At 67.1% G+C, this 17,608-nt stretch carries 14 protein-coding genes, 1 tRNA gene and 1 pseudogene; 9 read left to right on the forward strand and 7 right to left on the reverse strand.

Annotated elements, in window-relative coordinates; all coding sequences use genetic code 11:
- Positions 1-17: 17 nt before the first annotated feature.
- On the forward strand, positions 18-1,199 hold the full coding sequence (locus tag ACLJOO_RS24095; protein ID WP_410789585.1) for an MFS transporter: 1,182 nt from the start codon (positions 18-20) through the stop codon (positions 1,197-1,199).
- Here the strand turns inward: ACLJOO_RS24095 and ACLJOO_RS24100 are convergent.
- Complete coding sequence (locus tag ACLJOO_RS24100) at positions 1,129-2,337, reverse strand: MFS transporter (protein WP_410789586.1); 1,209 nt, start codon at positions 2,335-2,337, stop codon at positions 1,129-1,131. The two genes, ACLJOO_RS24095 and ACLJOO_RS24100, sit on opposite strands and share 71 nt — an antisense overlap.
- A 27-nt stretch (positions 2,338-2,364) precedes the next feature.
- Between ACLJOO_RS24100 and ACLJOO_RS24105 the strand changes: the two genes are divergently transcribed.
- Positions 2,365-2,437 (forward strand) — tRNA-Thr (locus ACLJOO_RS24105).
- Between the two features lie 40 nt (positions 2,438-2,477).
- Here ACLJOO_RS24105 and ACLJOO_RS24110 read toward each other — a convergent pair.
- Entirely contained in the window at positions 2,478-2,930 is a 453-nt protein-coding gene (locus tag ACLJOO_RS24110; RefSeq protein ID WP_410789587.1) for a hypothetical protein, read from the reverse strand.
- Positions 2,927-3,244 (reverse strand): annotated as a pseudogene (locus ACLJOO_RS24115) (IS481 family transposase); the annotation flags it as partial. The pseudogene ACLJOO_RS24115 and the gene ACLJOO_RS24110, both read right to left, overlap by 4 nt.
- 257 nt (positions 3,245-3,501) lie before the next feature.
- Here ACLJOO_RS24115 and ACLJOO_RS24120 point away from each other — a divergent pair.
- Complete coding sequence (locus tag ACLJOO_RS24120) at positions 3,502-4,026, forward strand: hypothetical protein (RefSeq protein ID WP_410789589.1); 525 nt, start codon at positions 3,502-3,504, stop codon at positions 4,024-4,026.
- A gap of 596 nt (positions 4,027-4,622) precedes the next feature.
- On the opposite strand, the gene ACLJOO_RS24125 is transcribed toward ACLJOO_RS24120, so the two are convergent.
- Entirely contained in the window at positions 4,623-6,683 is a 2,061-nt protein-coding gene (locus ACLJOO_RS24125; RefSeq protein ID WP_410789591.1) for a YhgE/Pip family protein, read from the reverse strand.
- The gene (locus ACLJOO_RS24130; protein WP_410789592.1) at positions 6,683-9,373 is read right to left on the reverse strand and encodes an MMPL family transporter; all 2,691 of its coding nucleotides are present in this window, start codon (positions 9,371-9,373) and stop codon (positions 6,683-6,685) included. Before ACLJOO_RS24130 ends, ACLJOO_RS24125 begins: the two co-directional genes overlap by 1 nt.
- A gap of 122 nt (positions 9,374-9,495) precedes the next feature.
- Here ACLJOO_RS24130 and ACLJOO_RS24135 point away from each other — a divergent pair, with 122 nt between their 5' ends.
- The 6 genes from ACLJOO_RS24135 to ACLJOO_RS24160 all read left to right on the forward strand — a co-directional run bounded on the left by ACLJOO_RS24135 (position 9,496) and on the right by ACLJOO_RS24160 (position 16,059).
- The gene (locus tag ACLJOO_RS24135; protein ID WP_410789594.1) at positions 9,496-10,146 is read left to right on the forward strand and encodes a TetR/AcrR family transcriptional regulator; all 651 of its coding nucleotides are present in this window, start codon (positions 9,496-9,498) and stop codon (positions 10,144-10,146) included.
- 115 nt (positions 10,147-10,261) lie between these two features.
- A complete protein-coding gene (locus ACLJOO_RS24140) occupies positions 10,262-11,404 on the forward strand; it encodes a VOC family protein (RefSeq protein WP_410789595.1) in 1,143 nt (380 codons plus the stop codon).
- Positions 11,401-12,342, forward strand: coding sequence for a fumarylacetoacetate hydrolase family protein (locus ACLJOO_RS24145; protein WP_410789597.1), 942 nt, complete (start codon positions 11,401-11,403; stop codon positions 12,340-12,342). Before ACLJOO_RS24140 ends, ACLJOO_RS24145 begins: the two co-directional genes overlap by 4 nt.
- Complete coding sequence (locus tag ACLJOO_RS24150; RefSeq protein WP_410789599.1) at positions 12,339-14,189, forward strand: acyl-CoA synthetase; 1,851 nt, start codon at positions 12,339-12,341, stop codon at positions 14,187-14,189. Before ACLJOO_RS24145 ends, ACLJOO_RS24150 begins: the two co-directional genes overlap by 4 nt.
- The gene (locus ACLJOO_RS24155; protein ID WP_410789601.1) at positions 14,153-14,533 is read left to right on the forward strand and encodes a DoxX family protein; all 381 of its coding nucleotides are present in this window, start codon (positions 14,153-14,155) and stop codon (positions 14,531-14,533) included. Before ACLJOO_RS24150 ends, ACLJOO_RS24155 begins: the two co-directional genes overlap by 37 nt.
- The gene (locus tag ACLJOO_RS24160) at positions 14,530-16,059 is read left to right on the forward strand and encodes a bifunctional 3-(3-hydroxy-phenyl)propionate/3-hydroxycinnamic acid hydroxylase (protein ID WP_410789603.1); all 1,530 of its coding nucleotides are present in this window, start codon (positions 14,530-14,532) and stop codon (positions 16,057-16,059) included. Before ACLJOO_RS24155 ends, ACLJOO_RS24160 begins: the two co-directional genes overlap by 4 nt.
- A gap of 280 nt (positions 16,060-16,339) precedes the next feature.
- On the opposite strand, the gene ACLJOO_RS24165 is transcribed toward ACLJOO_RS24160, so the two are convergent.
- Both ACLJOO_RS24165 and ACLJOO_RS24170 read right to left on the reverse strand, forming a co-directional pair.
- On the reverse strand, positions 16,340-16,936 hold the full coding sequence (locus ACLJOO_RS24165) for a hypothetical protein (protein WP_410789604.1): 597 nt from the start codon (positions 16,934-16,936) through the stop codon (positions 16,340-16,342).
- The gene (locus ACLJOO_RS24170; protein ID WP_410789606.1) at positions 16,936-17,571 is read right to left on the reverse strand and encodes a hypothetical protein; all 636 of its coding nucleotides are present in this window, start codon (positions 17,569-17,571) and stop codon (positions 16,936-16,938) included. The genes ACLJOO_RS24165 and ACLJOO_RS24170 overlap by 1 nt, the downstream gene beginning before the upstream one ends.
- Positions 17,572-17,608 lie beyond the last annotated feature (37 nt).

The following is a 17,608-nucleotide window of genomic DNA, read 5'->3' on the forward strand; positions in this document are numbered from 1 at the left end:
GGTCGTAAAGTTCGCCCATGCAAATCCGGAGCCGATGGTCCGCGATCGTCGGCTACTCCCTGGTCGGCGCCGCGACCCAGCTGGTCTGGCTGAACTTCGCGGGCGTCACCACCGTCGCCGCCGCCCGGTACGGCGTGTCCGAGAGCGCGATCGGCTGGCTCGCCCAGGTCTTCCCACTGCTGTACGTCGTACTCGCGATCCCGTGCGGCCTCGCGCTGGACCGCCGGTTCCGCGGCGGGCTGCTCGCGGGCGCCGTACTGACTGCTCTCGGCGCGGTGGTGCGGCTGATCGGCGACGACTTCGGCTGGCTGCTCGCGGGTCAGATCCTCGCGTCGATCGCGCAACCGCTGGTCCTGAACGCCGTCACCGGCATCACCGGCAGGTACCTGTCCGAGAAGGACAGGCCGACCGGTATCGCCATCGGCACCGCCAGCATCTTCGCCGGCATGGTGATCGCCTTCCTCCTCTCCGCCGTCTTCACCACGTCCGCGTCCATCCCCGCCATGCTCACCGTCAGCGCCATCTTCTGCGTCCTGGCAGCAATCGTCCTAGCCGTCGCCATCCGCGGCCCTGTCGAATCCCACACCACCTCAACTCCACGCCCCGACCGTGGTGCTTTGGCGGCCGCTTGGGGTGACCCGTTGATCCGCCGCCTGTGCGTGCTCGCGATCTTCCCGTTCGGCGTCTTCGTTGCCATGAGCACCTTCGCCCAAGCGCTCCTCGAACCGGCCGGCGTCAGCGGCGGCACCGCAAGCACGATCCTCCTGCTGCAAGTCATCGCCGGCGTCATCGGCAGCGCGACCATCCCGATCCTCGTCGTACGCCGCCGCGCCGAATCCCGCCTCCTCGTCGTCAGCCTCACCGTCACCGCCGCAGCCTGCGTACTGCTCGCGCTGGCCCCGAGCGCCCTGTCCGGGTTCGTTGCGATCACCGTGATCGGCCTGCTCCTCCTCCCGGCGCTGCCGATCGTGCTCGAGCTCGTCGAGCGCCGCACCGGAGAAGCAGAAGGCACCGCGGCCGGCCTGATCTGGATGGCCGGCAACCTCGGCGGCCTGGTCGTCGCGGTCGTCGTCGGCCTGCTCGTCGATCACCCGTTGGCGGCGTTCCTCGTGATGGCCATGATCGCGCTCATCGCCGTACCGGGTGCTCGCGCTCTTCGTCGCCCGATCGCCGAACTCCGATCGCAGCCGCAACCGTAGCGATCAACCCACCGGCGCCCGCGACGACGAACGTCGTACGGGCGTCTGTCTGCTGCAGGAGCAGCCCGCCGCACACGTACGAGATCCCGGCCGCGAGACCGATCGCGCCGTACAGATTGCCGAAGACGCGGCTGCGCAGCTGCGGCGGTACGACGCGTTGCAGGTGGGTGTTGACGCCGACATCGACGCCCGCGATTCCGAGCCCGCGGATCACCTGCAGCGCGAGGGCCGCCCAGATCGCCCACGCGAGCCCGGTGACCAGGTTGCCGACGCTGCTGACGGCGAACCCGAGGAGAATGAGGGCCGGCATCTTCAGGCGGCCGGCGTATCGCGCGAGGATCGCGAAGCCGATGATCAGCCCGATGCCCACCCCGGCGTACAACATCGCCGACGCCGAATCGCTCCCGTGCAGCTCGTCCTTCGCGAGGAACACCATCGCGACGTCGTCCACCCCGTTGAACGCGACCGTCGCGAAGAACCCGATCCCGATGACGCGGATCTGGCTTGCTCTGAGGATGTATCCCAGCCCGTCACGCGCATCCTTGAGCACACTGTTGTTGGTCGGTTCGGACGGTGGGATTTTCGGCAGCTTGGCGAGCAGGCCCGCGGAAACGAAGAACGTCGCCGCGTCGATCAGCAGGATCCCGCGTACGTCGGTGACCAGGAACAACCCCGCCGCGATGATCGGGCCGACCGCCTCCAGCCCGTTCGTCCCCGCCCCGAGCGCCGAGTTCGCCGCCTCGAGCTGATCGTCCCGCACCAACGCCGGCATAGCGCTCCGCGAAGCAGCCTGAAATACCTGCGCCGTGACGCTCCTGACCGCCACCATGACCAACAACACGGTGAGTGGCGGAAGGACGATGGCCATGGCGACCGTCAGAACGCCCTGGACGAGGTCGCACGCCACCATCACCCGCCTGAGATCGAACCGATCGCCCACCACCCCCGCGAACGCCCCGAACAACCCCGGCACAAAGTCCCCCGCCAACAGGAGCAGAGCCACCGCGATCGCAGCCCCCGTAGACGCCTGCACATACAACAGCAACGCCACAAGCCCCAGCGAGTCCCCCAGCACCGACACCGCCCGAGCACCCCAAAGCCCCCGAAACGCCCCCGACCCCCGCAGCACCCCCCACACAATCCTCTAGTATGTATCCGCACACCGGCCGGTGTGGCGCAACTGGCAGCGCACCGCTCTTGTAAAGCGGGGGTTAGGGGTTCGAGTCCCCTCACCGGCTCTTTTGTGATCTCTCAGGAGATCCCGGACAGACCGGACCCCTATCGAGGGTCCGGTTTTTGTTTTTTGGGTGGTCCTGGGGGTCGTCCGAGGGGCTGGTAGTTGCGGGTGGGGTCGAGGGTGAGCTCGCGGAGGAGTTCGCCGGTGGCGGCGTTGATGATGCGGATGTGAAGGTCGTCGACGAGCTTGAGGACGGAGGGTCGGGCGTGCTCGGTGCCGATGGGGACGTGGTGGAGGCGGCCGGCGCGGCGCAGGGTGAGTTTGCCGGCTGAGTCGGCGATGTCGTGGAGCACGCGGTAGTGGGTGTCGGTGCTGCGGTCGGCGCCCGGGCCTGCTTTGGGGCGGGCCTGGTAGGCGGTGGCTGGGGTGGCGCGGTGTGGCAGCGATCGGTGGGGCCGGGTGTGGTTGTAGATGCCGACGAAGGTGTCGATCAGGGTCTGGAGCTCGTCCAGGCCGGCGGGTTGTTGAGGCTGCGCGGCCAGCCAGTTCTTCATCGTCTGCTGGAACCGTTCGACCTTCCCGCAGGTGGTTGGGTGGTTGGGTGGTTGGGCCGGGAGTTCTTCTGGACGATGTCGAGACGGCGTAGCTCGGTCTCCAGCCCGTTGCGGCTGTGACGGCCACTGCGGCTGCCGGCGAAGCGGGTGGTGTAGACGAAGCCGTTGTCGGTGAGCACGGAGGCGGGATAGCCGTGCTGGGCTGCGGTTTCGGTGAAGGTGGCGAGCACGATCTGGCCGGTGACGTGGCGGTGGGGCGAGACGCGGAGGGCGTAGCGGGAGTGGTCGTCGAGCCAGGTGATGGTCTCGGTGTCGGTACCTGTGTCGGTGCCGTCGGCGAGTGGGTAGTGGGTGAAGTCGGATTGCCAGGTTTCGGTGCCTTCTGAACGTTGTGTGGGTCCCGAAAGCCACCCTCGCTGCTAGGAAAAATAGGGCTGTCCAATGGGGTTCCTGGCATCCACCTGGTCGTGAGCATGTCGAGCGCCCACTGGGGTAGCCCCAAGATGCGTTCACCGGCCGCCGACTTGACTCTGCGGCGTATCAACCCGTGCCCCTTGATTCTCTGGATCTGATGGCTGCAGTCGATCTCACCAGTCGTCCAATTGAGATCTTCCCAGCTCACAGCCAGACACTCGCCGATGCGCTCGCCAGTGGCCAGCATGAACTTGCACAGGTCGACCAGGTCCGCGCGGACGGCGCGTTCGTCTTGTTCGAGCAGCTCGAACCACTGCTCTCGTTCTTCCTTCTCCAAGGCCCTGGGACACTTGCGCTTGGACTTGCCGCCGATCTTGATCTCGCGGACCGGGTTCGACGAAATGGCGCCGTGCCTCACCGCGAGACCAAACGTTCCTGTGAGGATGCGCTTGCAGGTCTTGGCGCTCGCCACGCCGACCTCATCCCTAACCTTCACGATCACCTTGTTGACCCTGGGGATGGTCGCTTCGATCAGTCGCAGCTCGCCAATGCGTGGCTCGAGATTCTTGTCGTACTGATAGCGATACGTGTCGTACGTTCCTGGGGCCAGCGCATCCTGCTCAACCTTGTCCTTGACCTCGGCCAAGAACAGCTCAGCCGCAATCGAAACGCGATCCGTTGACCTCAGCTCCGCAGACTCGGCAACGATCCTCCGTGCCTTGAACTTCGCCCTGAGATTGTTCTCCGCCTCGCCCGCACTACCTCCCCACGCCGCTACCCGCCGAGTGCGACCGTCGAGGTCTCGATAACGCCCGCTCGCCTCGAACTTGACGACGCGCCCTCGACGATCACGCTTGACTTGCCGTACAGCGATGTTCCCCCATGTCCCGAGCGGGAACGGCTCCCTGGCCATCCGGCCTCCTGACTCACTTCGCGCAGCGCACACCAGAGGCATGCTCAACGTTTGAGCCATTGGAAACCCGGAGACGCGACTCGAAACCAGCCGGTGTTGGCAAGGCAATACGATCAAGTGGTCCGAGGGCGCGGCACAGTCGGTACTCATCGGGTCGAGGCGGCTTCCGTGCAGAGAGTTGAAACAGCTGAGCAGACGGTCCGCGCGGCGCCATCAGCCGTGTCGTCGCCGAATGTCGATCCCGAACTCGGAAACCGCTGAATTCCAGCTGAGACTGCTGATGGATTGCTGCTGGTGAGAGGTATCTCTTGTATGTAAAGGATTCAGCCGGCGTTGCATGCTCATAGGTTGTCGTTGTTGGTGGATCATCCGAGCTGATTGACGTGCGTAAAGACCGGTGTTGCGCGGCGGAGGCGGCGGGGGGAGAGGTAGCGGCGGCGGTCGGTGACGATGATGGTGGCTAATGTGCCGGCGATGAGCCACGCGGCGAGTTCGGCGATGCCGGTCGCCAGACCTGGGCTGTCCATGGCTATGGCTCGGAGGGCGAGTACGGCGCCATGGGTGGGAAGGTATCCGGCGACGGCGTGGAACGGCGACGGCAGGGTCGACACTGTCCCCGTCGCGGCGGCCAGGATGAGAACTGTCAGTGATGCGATGCGTCCGGATCGGCCGAAGACTGCTGTCGCGGCTTGGTTCAGGGAGACGAACGCGAAGGCGGCCAGCAGCGTGACACCGAGGAAGGCGACGCCGGCACCGAAGCCCAGTTTCAGAACCGGTATGGCGATTGCCGTGATCACAGTGGCGGCCAGGGCGGCCGCGGTTGCGCCAGGTACGGCGGCCCGGACGATGATGCGCCAGGACGGTTCACGTGCGGTCAGGACGGCGTCCGGGACGGCGCGGGTGACGATGTAGGTGGCGAGTGCCAGCGCCCACAAGGCCAGGGCCGCGAACAGTCCCAGGGCGAGTGGGCCGGTCGAGTTGATGCTGACGGTGGCGGTCGACGGATTGGCTGCGATGGTCTTCAGGTGATCGCGCTCGTCGGCCGTGTACGTCGGAACCTGGTTGCGGCCCTTGTTCAGCTCGGTCGCCAACTGCTGTGCACCGTTGTTGGCCTTGACCACACCGGTCGAGAGTTGCTGGGCGCCGGTGGCGAGTTTGCTGGCGCCGGTGGTGAGCTGGCCTGCACCGGTCGAGAGCTTCTGGGCGCCGGTGTTGACCGTCGCTGCCCCAGTCGCGAGCTTGCGTGCGCCGTTCGCGGCGGAGGCGATTCCGCGGGTGAGCGGAACGGCCTGCTTGGCCAGCGCGCGGTTGCCGTTGGCGACCTTGCGTGAACCGGTGGCGAGGGCTTGGACCGAGTTCCGGATCTGTACGGCGTTTGCACGGACGCGAGCCTTCGTTGCGTCGATCTTGGCTGCGGTCGCGGTGAAATCGCGCGAGGTCGTGGTCAGTTGCCGGCAGAAGTCCGGGGCGCCGCCCTTTGCGCTGCACTGGTTCGCCAGCTGCTGGAACTTGACCGCGTCGGTCTTTGCCGCCGGTACGGCGTCCAGCGCGGCGATGACCCGATTGGCCAAGGGGACTACCGTCGAGGCGATCTTCTGGTTGCCTTGTGCAACCTGTTCGGCGCCGTCCGCGAGCTGCTTGGTGAGTGCGGGCAGTTGGGCGGTGTCGCGTTCGGCCTGGGTGAGGCCTTTGGACAGTTGCGAGGATCCGGTGGCGAGCTGCGCCGTACCGGACGCCAGTTGCTTGGCGCCGCTGGACAGTTGGCTTGCTGCTGTCGACAGTTGGCTCGCTCCGGTCGCGACCTGTTGTGCGCCGGGGACGAGTTGCTTGGTACCGGCCGCGAGTTGCGTGGCGCCGTCCGCGGCCTTGACGAGCTGGCCGTGAATGGTGTTGAACCCGATGTAGACGTTGTCCAGGTAGGTCTCGACCACCTGTTGCCCGAGCGACTGCTGAGTGGCACGCGCGATCTGCGACGTCAGGGCCGGGTCGGCGACGCCGGCCGTACTGGAGGTTTCGACATCGATCACGCCCTGGGTGGCGTCCAAGGGCTTCGCGGTGGCTGAGGATGTCGCCTTGGAGGAGAAGTCCTTGGGAATGGTGACGACGGCTGCGTACTTGCCGTCGGCAAGTCCGTCGTCGGCGTCCGCGGCGTCCGTGAGCACCCAGTCGTAGGGGGAGTCGGCGCTGTTCATCAGGTTGCCGGCCAGGGTGCGGCCGAGCGGGATGGTCTGGTTGTTGATCTTGACCGGCTCGTCGTTGTTGACGACCGCCGCGGTGGCGGTGCCGTGACTGCTGTCAGGCGACCAGAACGCCCAGGTCAGGAGACCCATGACCAGGATCGGTACGGCGATCAGGCCGGTCCAGGTGCGCCACGTCAACGGGCCGGTGTCGGGCATCCGCGCGGAGTCGGTGAACGGCTTGAGCATCAGTGAACCTCCGCGGGCTGAGGGGCCAGCCCGCACAGCTGGGTGGTGGTGGGGAGAATGTCGCGGATTCGTTCCGGGTCCTGGCAGCTGACGACGAACGATGCGTCACGGGCGAGAACGTCGCGCAGCGCGTCCCGTACGTCGGTGCGCAGTACGAAGTCCACGTCGTCGAGCAGGACCAGTCCGACGCCGTCGTCGAGCGCGGCAGCGGCTTCGGCGCCGGGGTCCGCGACCTCGCGACAGCGGATGACATGTACGTCGCGGCGCAGCGCGTGGCTGTGCTGGGGGAGGACCCGGCCGAATACCTTCAGGTCGCCCTCGTGTTTGGTGACTCGCCCAGCCAGCGTCAAGAGCAGTGCGGTCTTGCCGACCGATCCGTATCCGTACAGGACGAGTGTGTTGCCACGCGGCACGTGGAGTTCGACATCGTGGTAGACCGGTCGGCCGTGATCGTCTTCGAGGCTGAGTTCGCGGGTGCTGATCACCTCGTCGGCGCTGCCCCAGTCGGCCAGCCGGAGTTCATGGACCAACGAGTCGCCTTCGGCGTCGAAGACCGGCAGCGCGCGATCGAGTGTCGGCGGCAGCCCCCACGCCCGTCTCCCGAGCAGCGCCAGCACCGCCGGTACGAGCGTCATGCGTACGACGAAGGCGTCGACGAATACCCCGACAGCGAGGCTGAACGCGATCGGCTTGATCGTCGCGCTGCCTTCTGGCACGAAGGCGGCGAAGACGGCGAACATGATGAGAGCGGCTGCGACGACGACCCGTGATGCGGAGACGAAGCCGGACTCGATCGCGTGCTGTGGGTCGCCGTGGTGGACGTAGTCTTCGCGGATCCGGGAGACCAGGAAGACCTCGTAGTCCATCGCCAGGCCGAACAGGACGCCCATCAGAATGATCGGGAGAAAGCTGATCACGCTGCCGGTATGGGCGACGTGCAGTGTCTCGGCCAGATGACCTTGTTGGAAGACGAACGACGTCGCGCCGAACGCGGCGCCGACCGACAGCAGGTATCCGAACGTGGCCTTCAGCGGAACCCAGATCGAGCGGAACACCATCGCCAGCAGGATCATCGAGAGCCCGACGACCAGGATCCCGAACGGAAGCAGGGCCTGTCCGAGCTTGGCGGACACGTCGATGCCGACCGCGGTGATACCGGTGACGGCGGTCTGCGTTCCGTACGCGTCCAGGAAGTGCTGCTCCTGGCCGCGGAGCCGCGTGACCAGATCCTCGGTCTGCGCGGAGTCCGCGGCGGTGGTCGGGACGACCTGGATGATGCCGGTGTCGCCCTTCGGGTTCGGCGTCGCGAGCGGTACGGCGGCGACACCGGGCATGGTGCGGATCTCGGCGGCGATCTTGTTCACCAGCCCGACCGGGTCGGTGCTCTGGATGATGTCCGCGGTGACGATCAGCGGCCCGTTGTAGCCAGGACCGAAGTGCTCGCTCACGACCTCGTAGGTCACCCGTGCGGTCGAGCCCTCCTCCTCACTGCCGTTGTCCGGCAACGCGAGGCGCAGGTCGGTGGCGGGGATGGCGCAGACGGCGAGCCCGACGATCGTGATGACGACGGTGAGCAGCGGCGCCTTGGTCGCCGTACGGACCCATGCCTTCGCGATCGGGGGCTTCGGCAGCCGCGGACGTCGCCGGGCCTTCTGTGCTTTGGGGGCACGCGGTCGAAGCTGGTCGCCGGCGAAAGCCATCAGCGCGGGGATCAGAGTGACCGCGATGGTCACCGCGAACGCGACAGCGATCGCGGCCGCGACACCCATTGTGGTCAGGAAGGGGATACCCGCGACGGTGAGGCCGAGCAGCGCGATCACAACGGTGAGGCCCGCGAAGATGACTGCTGATCCCGCGGTCGCGGTGGCCCTGGCGACGGACTCCTCGACGTCGAGTCCTTCGGCGAGTTGGTCTCGATGCCGTGACAACAGGAAGAGCGCATAGTCGATGCCGACGGCCAGGCCGAGCATCACTGCGAGCATCGGCGCCGTCGAGGAGATCGGCGTGACGACGGTGGCAAGGTAGATCAGGCCGACCGAGATCCCCACGCCGAGCACCGCGGTGATCAGCGGCATCACCGCTGCGATCATCGAGCGGAACATCAGCAGCAGCACGAGCAGTGCGATGCCGAGTCCGATCCCTTCGGTCGGACTGAGCTTCGGCACCTTGTCGGAGAACGCGTCCCCGCCCGTGTAGACGTGCGCGCCGGCGCCGACGGCCTTGGCGAGGTCGTTGGCAATGCCGGTCAGTTCGTCCTTGGTCTCCGGTTTCACCTGCGCGAGATCGACGTCCATCGGTACGGCGATCAGCGCAGCCCGGTCGTCACCGGACACCGCGCCCTGGACTCCGGACCCGAACGGGTTCACCACGGTGGCGACCTGATCGACGTTCTCGATCCGTTTGACGGCTGAGCTCACCGCGGTCCGCGTCGTGGCGGTGTCCACCTTCTGCCCGTCAGGTACGACGAGGACCAGTTGCGCCGACGTACCGCTGACCTCGGGGAACACCCGCCCGAGGTGGTCGAGCGCGTCCTGGGACTCCGAGCCCGGGATGCTGAAGGTGTCGTCCGTGCCGTGGTTGAACACGACCGCGCTGCCGCCAACGGCGGCCAGGATGAGCACCCAGACGGCGACGACCAGCACCCGGAGCCGAGCGGCGGACCGCCCGAGGCGGTAGAGGAACGACGACACGGAGACTCCTTGGGTCAGGCCTCACGCGTTGGATTGACGATATCGTCATTAATGAGGCGAGCGTCAGCATACACCAAACTGACGATATCGTCATCTCTGACGAAGGGTGCTAGGCTCCTGACATGGCAGCCGACCCCACGCCAGAGCCGAACCGTTTGGAGCGCCGCAAGATGCGGACCCGGGCGGCGCTCGTGCGCGCAGCTCAGACCTTCATCGCCGACGGCAACGTGAATGTGCCGATCCTGGAGATCACCAAGGCAGCCGATGTCGGGATGGGCTCGTTCTACAACCACTTCCAGACCAAGGACGAGCTTTTCGAGGCGGCCGTCGACGATGCGCTCGAGGCGCACGGGGCCGTCCTGGATGCGCTCGGCGATCCGTCGGACGACCCGGCCGAGAGGTTCGCGCGGAGCTTCCGGCTCACCGGCCGGCTGCACCGGAAGGTGCCGCAGCTGAGTCGCGTGCTGCTGCGCAGCGGGACCGAGCTGATCACGGCTGACCGCGGGCTGGCACCGCGCGCGATCCGCGACCTCCAGGCGGCGATCGACTCGGGTCGCTTCACCGCCGACGATCCTGAGCTTGCCGTCGTCGTCGCAGGCGGTGCACTGCTCGCCCTCGGTCAGCTGCTCCTGGATCGGCCGGACCGCGACGACGCGGCCGCCACCGACCGGATTGCCGAGGACCTGCTCCGCATGCTCGGCCTCCCGCCCGACGAAGCCCGCACACTCAGCCGAGCTCCCCTCCCAACCCTCGACGACCTTCCCGTCATCTGATGGCCGGGGCGCGACCCTGATCCGCCCGAATGGTTTCTGACGATTTCGTCAGGAATTGTTGACTGACGACTAGATCATGAGTGAGGATTTCGTCAGTTAGCGATCAGGGAGGCAGATGATGCAGCAGTCGGTCAGGGACGAGAGTCACAGGGATCTGCACAGTGAGTACGGCGCTGTGCGCGGTGAGCATCCGGGCCGGGTGCGGAATCCGGTGATCAAGGCCGAGGATCTGGTCTGGCTGGAGTTCGAGAAGCCGGACCTCGATCGCGCCGAGCGGTTCGCGCGCGCGTTCGGGTTCGGTGTCGCGGCTCGGACGTCCGACGAGCTTCAGTTGCGCGGCTCCCGGCCGGGGGCGCCGTGTGTCTTGATCAGGCGCGGCTCTCGGTCGCGCTTCGCCGGCCTGGCGTTCGCGGCGGCTGATCCACGTGACCTCATGCGTCTCGCCGATGCCACTGGTACCAGTCCACGGAAGCTGCCTGAAGCCCTGGGCGGCATCGGTGTCGAACTGCGGGATCCCAGCGGTGCACGAGTCCGTGTCGTCAGTGGTGTCCACACTCTGCCCGAGGTCCCGTCGCAGCAGGCGCACTCGTTCAACTTCGGCTCGGAGGTACGGCGTACCAACGCGACGCAACGCACGGTGCGGGCACCGGTGACGGTCGAGCGGCTCGGGCATGTGGTTCTGCAGAGCACGACGTATCGCGAGACGCTGGACTGGTACCTGGAGCACCTCGGTTTGATCGTGAGCGACTTCCTGTACAACGAAGGGCAGCGTGATCGAGGTCCGGTGATGAGCTTCGTTCGCTGTGATCGCGGAGCGGTCGCGACCGACCACCACACGATCGCGATCACACTCGGGCCACGAGATCGTTACGTGCACTCGGCGTACCAGGTTTCGGACCTCGACGCGTTGGCCGCCGGTGGCGAGTATCTGCTCGATCAGGGGTACCGACGGTCCTGGGGAATCGGGCGGCATGTCCAGGGCAGCCAGATCTTCGACTACTGGCGTGATCCGGACGGGTTCCTGGTCGAACACTTCAGCGACGGTGACCTGTTCGACAACACCCTGGAGCCCGGCTGGGCACCGATGACGGCCTCCGGGCTGGCGCAATGGGGGCCACCGGCAACGAAAGACTTCCTGGGGATCGGGTTCGGTCGCGAAGCTGTCGACGAGCTGCGCGCCATCGCGGTTGCGTTGCGATCTGAGAACGAGTTCGACTTCGGGCGCTTGCGCGGACTGCTGAAGGTGGCCGCGTCATGACCGTGTCCATCCTCCGTAGCGACGGCGGTTGGTGGGTTCAGACTCCGGCCGGTGCCGCGATGATCGACACCTCGGCCGTCAGTACCGCCGAACTGCTCGCTGACCGGCGCGCCATCGAGGTGGCCGCCGTGGCCGACGGCCCGGTGGTGCCGGTCGATCGGCTCGTGCTCCGGTCGCCGATCACGGCGCCGTGCCGGGTGATCGCGCAGATGACCAACTACCGGTCGCACATCCGGGACTCCGGGATGGACCCGGACACGGTCCCACTGACCTTCTTCCGGAAGTCCTCGGGTTCGCTCAGCGGACCGTTCGACGACATCGTCCGCCCCGGGCATGTCTGCTTCCTCGATTACGAGGTCGAGATCGGTCTGGTCATCGGGACGACGATCCCGGTCGGAACCAGGGTCGAGGAGAGCGACCTGGCCCGTTACGTCGCTGGTTTGGTCGTCACGAACGACGTCAGTGCCCGAGACCTGCAGTTGCCGAAGACGCAGTTCTACGAGTCGAAGTCGTATCCGACATTCACGCCGGCCGGGCCGGCACTCGTCCTGCTCGACGCCGACGAGCTCGAGCACTTTCCTGATCTGCGGCTTCGCCTCACGGTCAACGGCGAGCCACGGCAGGACAGCATGGTCGCTGCGGACATGGTCTTCCGGCCGGCAGCCGCGCTGACCGCGCTGGCCAGGTTCCAGCGACTCGATCCCGGGGATGTGGTACTGACCGGCACCCCTGGGGGCACGGCGCTCCGTGCGCCTGCCAAGCCGGTCGAGATCCTTGGCTCGCTGCTGCCGCCCGCACTGCGATGGAAGGCGTTCTTCAAACGGCAGGCAGGCAACCGCAACTACCTGCGAGCGGGTGATGTGATCGAGGCCGGTGTAGGCACCGACGACGGCGCGATCATTCTCGGCACGCAACGTACGGTGGTGAGGGACGCGTGAACACGAGTCTGCTGTGGCCGGAGTACACCGGGCCCGCGGACCTGCCGGCGATCGAAGCGATCTCCCTGTCCGATCGTGGTCTCCCGGTGACGACGTACGACGTACTGTGCCGCGCCGCCGAGCAGTGGCCCGCGCGCACTGCGCTGACCGTCATGCCGGACGCGGACCGCTGGCGGCACCATGCCGACTTCACATTCGCCGATCTCCGCGCGGCGGTGCACCGGACCGCGAATCTCCTGCACGACTTGGGCGTACGACGGACCGACACCGTCGGTCTGCTCGCACCCAACTGCCTGGAGGCGATCGTCTCCACGCTGGCTGCCCAGACCGCAGGGATCGCAGCACCCGTTCAGCCGACGCTCGCGGAGTCCACTGTCCAAGAGCTGCTGGCCCAGGCCGGAACGCGCGTATTGCTTGCCGCAGGCCCTGAATTCGGCGAAGTAGTCTGGGCCACTGCGCTCGGCGTCGCCCGGTCCGGGTCGGTCGACGCAGTCGTTGTCCTGCGGCCGACCGGCGCCCAGGGGACAGGACCTGCGCTGCCTTCGATCGACGGTGTACGCATCGGGTATCTGGCCGATCTCACGGCCGGCATGCCGGCCGACCGGTTCGTCGGGGCCCCGCCCGTGGCGCAGGAACTGGCGGCCGTCTTCCACACCGGCGGTACGACGGGCCGGCCGAAACTCGCAGCGCACACGCACGCCAACGAGGTCAGCGATGCTTGGATGATCGCAGCCGACTCAACGCTGACCGATGAATCGGTCCTGTTCGCAGGGCTGCCGCTGTTCCACGTGAACGCACTCGTTGTCACGCTCCTGGCTCCTCTGCTCCGCGGGCAGCGAGTCATCTGGGCGGGTCCGCTCGGCTACCGCGACGTGGGGTTGTACGGCGAGTTCTGGCGCATCGTCGAACACTTCCGGATCGCGACTGTCAGCGGCGTACCGACTGTCTACCAGGTCCTGGCGCAGTGTCCGGTCGACGCGGACATCTCGAGTTTGCGATTCGCGATGGTCGGCGCGTCCGCACTGCCTCCCGCGGTCCGCACGGCCTTCGAGGGAGCGACCGGCGTCCCGCTGATCGAGGGTTACGGCTTGACCGAAGCCACCTGTGCGAGCGTTCGCGGATTCGCCGGTCGGCAACGCCTCGGAGCGATCGGTGTGCGGCTTCCCTATCAGCGGCTGAACGTGACGAGTTCAGGGATCTTGCAGATCGCCGGGCCTACCGTCTTCGCAGGCTATGTCGTCGGTCGTGACGACCGCGGGCTGGTGCTCGACGGCCTCGGCAAGCTTGCTGACGGATGGCTGGACACGGGCGACCTCGCGCGGATCGACGACGACGGGTTCGTCCACCTCACGGGTCGGGCCAAGGACCTCATCATCCGGGGTGGTCACAACATCGATCCCGGCATCATCGAAGAGGCGCTGCTGACGCATCCACGTGTCGTTGCCGCCGCTGCTGTCGGTCGCCCCGACCGGCGTGCCGGCGAGGTGCCAGTGGCGTACGTCGTCCTGACCGGAGGCGCCGCCCCGGCCGAGGATGCGCTGGAATCCTGGGCCGCCGCGCACATCCCGGAGCAGGCTGCGGTACCGAAGGCGGTGCACGTGATCGACGCGATCCCGACGACTGCGGTCGGCAAGCCGTACAAGCTCGCGCTCCGTGCCGATGCCACGCGCCGCGCGGTGCAGGACGAGCTCGGTCCCGCCGGCAGCGTTGACGTCGAGATCACCGATGGCACGGTTCAGGTCGCCGTCACCCCGGCGCCTGGGGTCGATGAATCTCGTGTCCGGGCGACACTCGAAGCGTTCACGGTGTCGTGGCGCTTCGCCGACCCGGCGGGGGCGAGCTCGTGATCGCGGTCGTCGGGCTGGTGCTGGCTGTTGTCCTCGGATCACTCGGTACCACGAAGGTTCTTGCCGTTCCGGCGATGCGTGCCGCGGCTGCGCATGCGCGCCTCGGGGTCAACGCCTACCGGCTCATCGGCTGTGCCGAGGTGATGGCCGCGGTCGGCCTGGTGGCCGGCCGGTGGTGGTCGCCGGCCGGTGCCGCCGCGGCTGTCGGCACAGTTCTGCTGATGGTCGGCGCCGTCAGCGTTCATCTGAGCAACCGGGATTCCGCTGCGCGGTTGGTGCCGGCGATCGGGACCGCGGCGCTGGCCGTTGGTTATCTCGTCCTACTGCCTGCGGCGACGTCGTGACCGGCCGAGTGATCGTCGTCGGCGCCGGCCCTACCGGAGTTGCGGCTGCCACGTTGCTTGCGTCGTACGGTGTCGAGGTTCTGCTCCTCGAGCGGTGGGCCGAGGTGTATCCGCAGCCGCGGGCGGTGCACCTCGACGACGAGGTGTACCGGATCCTCGGCTGGACAGGGATCGCGAAGGAGTTCGCACAGATCTCCCGGCCGACGCTCGGACTGCGCCTCGTGGATGCGCGACAACACACCATCGCGGAGTTTCGGCGGCATGATCGCGTCGGCAGGCACGGCTATCCGGAAGCCAACCTCTTCGACCAGCCGGACCTCGAGGTGCTCCTTCGAGCCAACCTCGGCAACTGTCCGTCGGTGACGTTCCGAGGTGACGTCGAGGTCACGGCCGTTCGGCAGGAGGAAGCGGGCACGGCCCAGGTCGAGCTGCGGGACCGGACGACGGGTCAGGTGGAGACGCTGGCGGCAGAGTATGTGCTGGGATGTGACGGCGCCAACAGCCTTGTGCGCCGGGCGATCGGCGCTCCTTACCGGGATCTCGGATTCGACCAGCGGTGGCTCGTCGTCGATCTGGACATCGACCAGGAACTGGATCACTGGGACGGCGTGCATCAGCTGTGCGACAACGGCCGTGCCGCGACCTACATGCGCGTCGGCGCCCGCCGGCATCGCTGGGAGTTCCGGCTCGCGGACGACGAGAACCACGAGGATTTCCGTACGCTTGCGGCTCTCCGGGCGATCGTCGGGCCGTGGTTGCGAAGCGCTGGCGACGACCGGATCGAGGTCGTGCGGGTGGCGTCGTACACCTTTCGTGCCCAGGTCGCCGATCGATGGCGGGACCGGCGCGTCTTCCTGCTCGGCGACGCGGCGCACCTGACGCCGCCGTTCATCGGGCAGGGCCTGGGCGCCGGGATGAGAGACGCCGCGAATCTCTCGTGGAAGCTCGCCGGTGTCCTCGACGCGCGGCTGTCCGAGCAAGTCCTCGACACCTACCAGCAGGAACGACGCCCGCACGCGGTCCGGATGATCCGGCTGGCCATGGCAGTCGGGGCGATCATGACCAAGGGTGGCCGGACGGGTGACGTTCTCCGTCGGCTCATCGCACCGCGGTTGTCCCTCGTCCCAGGGCTGGCGGACCGTGTGCTCTCCAGCGCAACTCCGCGATTGACCCGGACGGACTTGGTACGGCGACGTCGTTGGTCTGGAGGCGTCGTGGGGACCTTGTGCCCGAACGCGCCGGTCGGCGCCGAGCAGCGCCTGGACGATCATGCGGCCGGCCGGTTCGCGCTGCTCACGACGCAGCAGCTGACCGCGTTCCAGCAAGCGGAGGCGGAGGCTTTGGGCGTCGTCGTCCTCGAGACGGAGCCTGGGGATCGGCTGCATCATTGGCTGACACAAGGCCGCCATACCAGTGCGTTGATTCGCCCCGACAGCATCGTCATGCTCGCCGCGGAAACCGTCGACGATGTGCTCCTGGCTGCTTCCGCTGTGATCCGCCGCCGACGGCTGGTGGCAGTTCCATGACCGCGAAGAAAGGCATCCTGGCACTCGTTGCTGCCCTTGTGGTCTGCCTCGGCGGATGCCATGCCGGAGCTAGCATTGAGGCTGACAAGGGACTCCGCATCCGACGGATGCAGGCACGTCCCGATGACGGTAGCTGCAGCCGACGTCGGCAACCGGTGGGCGTCGGGGGCGAACGCGCAGATTGCCGGCTGGTCTACTGCGGCGAGCGGGAGAGCAATCGCCGAGGCGAGTGTCGGACAAGCGCTGACGACCTTCGTGCGGGATCGAATCAACTTCGCTGTCACATCGATCGATTGGCGGTCCTTGCCGTACCACCGGGAAGATGGACGTGACGCCGGCGCCTGAGCGCCGGCGTCACGATCTTCGTCGATTGGGTCGTGTCAGTTGATGTAGAGGCTGTCACCGGCTGTGGATTGTCTGCCGGGGTCGGTGGTGACGGGGGTGATAGTGATGTCGTAGTCCTCGTCGGGCCGTCTGTGATGCCGTCGTGGTGCGTGCGGCGGCCTCGGGCAAGGACGCGGATCAGGTGCAGGCCCGGCGTGCTGGGTGTGTAGATCAGCGGTGTCGATCCGCCCCCCATCAATGGCACGAGATACATGTCGCCGTCGATCGGAATCGCGGCCTGTTCCCCGACGTCCCACCCTTTCGCAGCGGCGGCAAGGTCGGGCAGCGGCTCGCGCTCGATGTGGACGGTGACATCGACCGGGGCATCGGTGCCGCCCGTGAGGATGATGAGCGCGCCTGGTACCCGGGGATCGAGCGCCAGCAGTGGGCCTGCGGGGCGGCTGGAGTCGATGACAGGGTTGTCGCCCCCGAACGGGGTCAGAAGGAACTGATGGTAGGAGACCCCGATTTGGTACGTCTGTGGCGTGGCCATCAGGCGAACGCTACCTGGAACGGGTCGCCGCTGAGCATCCGCTGCTGTAGGTAGAACCCGCTGAGGAAACCGCCCGCCGACCCGTTCTGTAGTGCGTTGATGAAGCACCGGCTGAAGCCGGTGGGTCCGGTGCGCGGCGGGTCGGGCATCTCGCAACCGTCCCAGCTGCGCGGGGTGGCGTCGCCGCTGGTGTAAGCGCCCTCGTAGGTGCTGCGGAACGGGTACTCGTCACACTGTTTGCCCGACGGGCGCGGCCGGCTTGGCGGACACGCGGTGGTGCCGTTCTTCGTGCGCAGAGCGTCGTCGTACGGTCGGTGCAGGTTGGTGGTGGAACCGGCCAGGCCTGGTAGTCCGGACAACAGGGCACGCTCGACATGGCTGGCGAACTCCGGGTTGGCGGAGCGGCTGAATGTCATCGTGGCGGGAACGGTCGGGAGCACGCATCCTGGCCTGGTCGCGGTGTAGGCGTTGTCGCAGCAGGAGTCGCCGGTGGTGAGGTCGGAGCTGGTGGTGCCGACCCATTCGGGGTTGTTGAAGGTGATGCGCCAGTAGCCGCCGACGTGGTCGCGCCACGAGCCCCCGATCATCTCTTTCGCCGACAGTGTCAACGAGCCTTTCCAGTACGAGGTGGTCACCGCCCCTACGACAGGTTCGACGCGACGCAGTTAGTCG

Origin of the sequence: Kribbella sp. C-35, from assembly GCF_046549195.1 — a bacterium.
Lineage (GTDB): Bacteria > Actinomycetota > Actinomycetes > Propionibacteriales > Kribbellaceae > Kribbella.

Excerpts from the sequence above, each read along its gene's own strand:
- ACLJOO_RS24095 (WP_410789585.1), top strand. The coding sequence starts at position 18 with ATGCAAATCCGGAGCCGATGGTCCGCGATCGTCGGCTACTCCCTGGTC.
- ACLJOO_RS24110 (WP_410789587.1), bottom strand. The coding sequence starts at position 2,930 with ATGAAGAACTGGCTGGCCGCGCAGCCTCAACAACCCGCCGGCCTGGAC.
- ACLJOO_RS24120 (WP_410789589.1), top strand. The coding sequence starts at position 3,502 with ATGGCTGCAGTCGATCTCACCAGTCGTCCAATTGAGATCTTCCCAGCT.
- ACLJOO_RS24125 (WP_410789591.1), bottom strand. The coding sequence starts at position 6,683 with ATGCTCAAGCCGTTCACCGACTCCGCGCGGATGCCCGACACCGGCCCG.
- ACLJOO_RS24135 (WP_410789594.1), top strand. The coding sequence starts at position 9,496 with ATGGCAGCCGACCCCACGCCAGAGCCGAACCGTTTGGAGCGCCGCAAG.
- ACLJOO_RS24140 (WP_410789595.1), top strand. The coding sequence starts at position 10,262 with ATGATGCAGCAGTCGGTCAGGGACGAGAGTCACAGGGATCTGCACAGT.
- ACLJOO_RS24145 (WP_410789597.1), top strand. The coding sequence starts at position 11,401 with ATGACCGTGTCCATCCTCCGTAGCGACGGCGGTTGGTGGGTTCAGACT.
- ACLJOO_RS24165 (WP_410789604.1), bottom strand. The coding sequence starts at position 16,936 with ATGGCCACGCCACAGACGTACCAAATCGGGGTCTCCTACCATCAGTTC.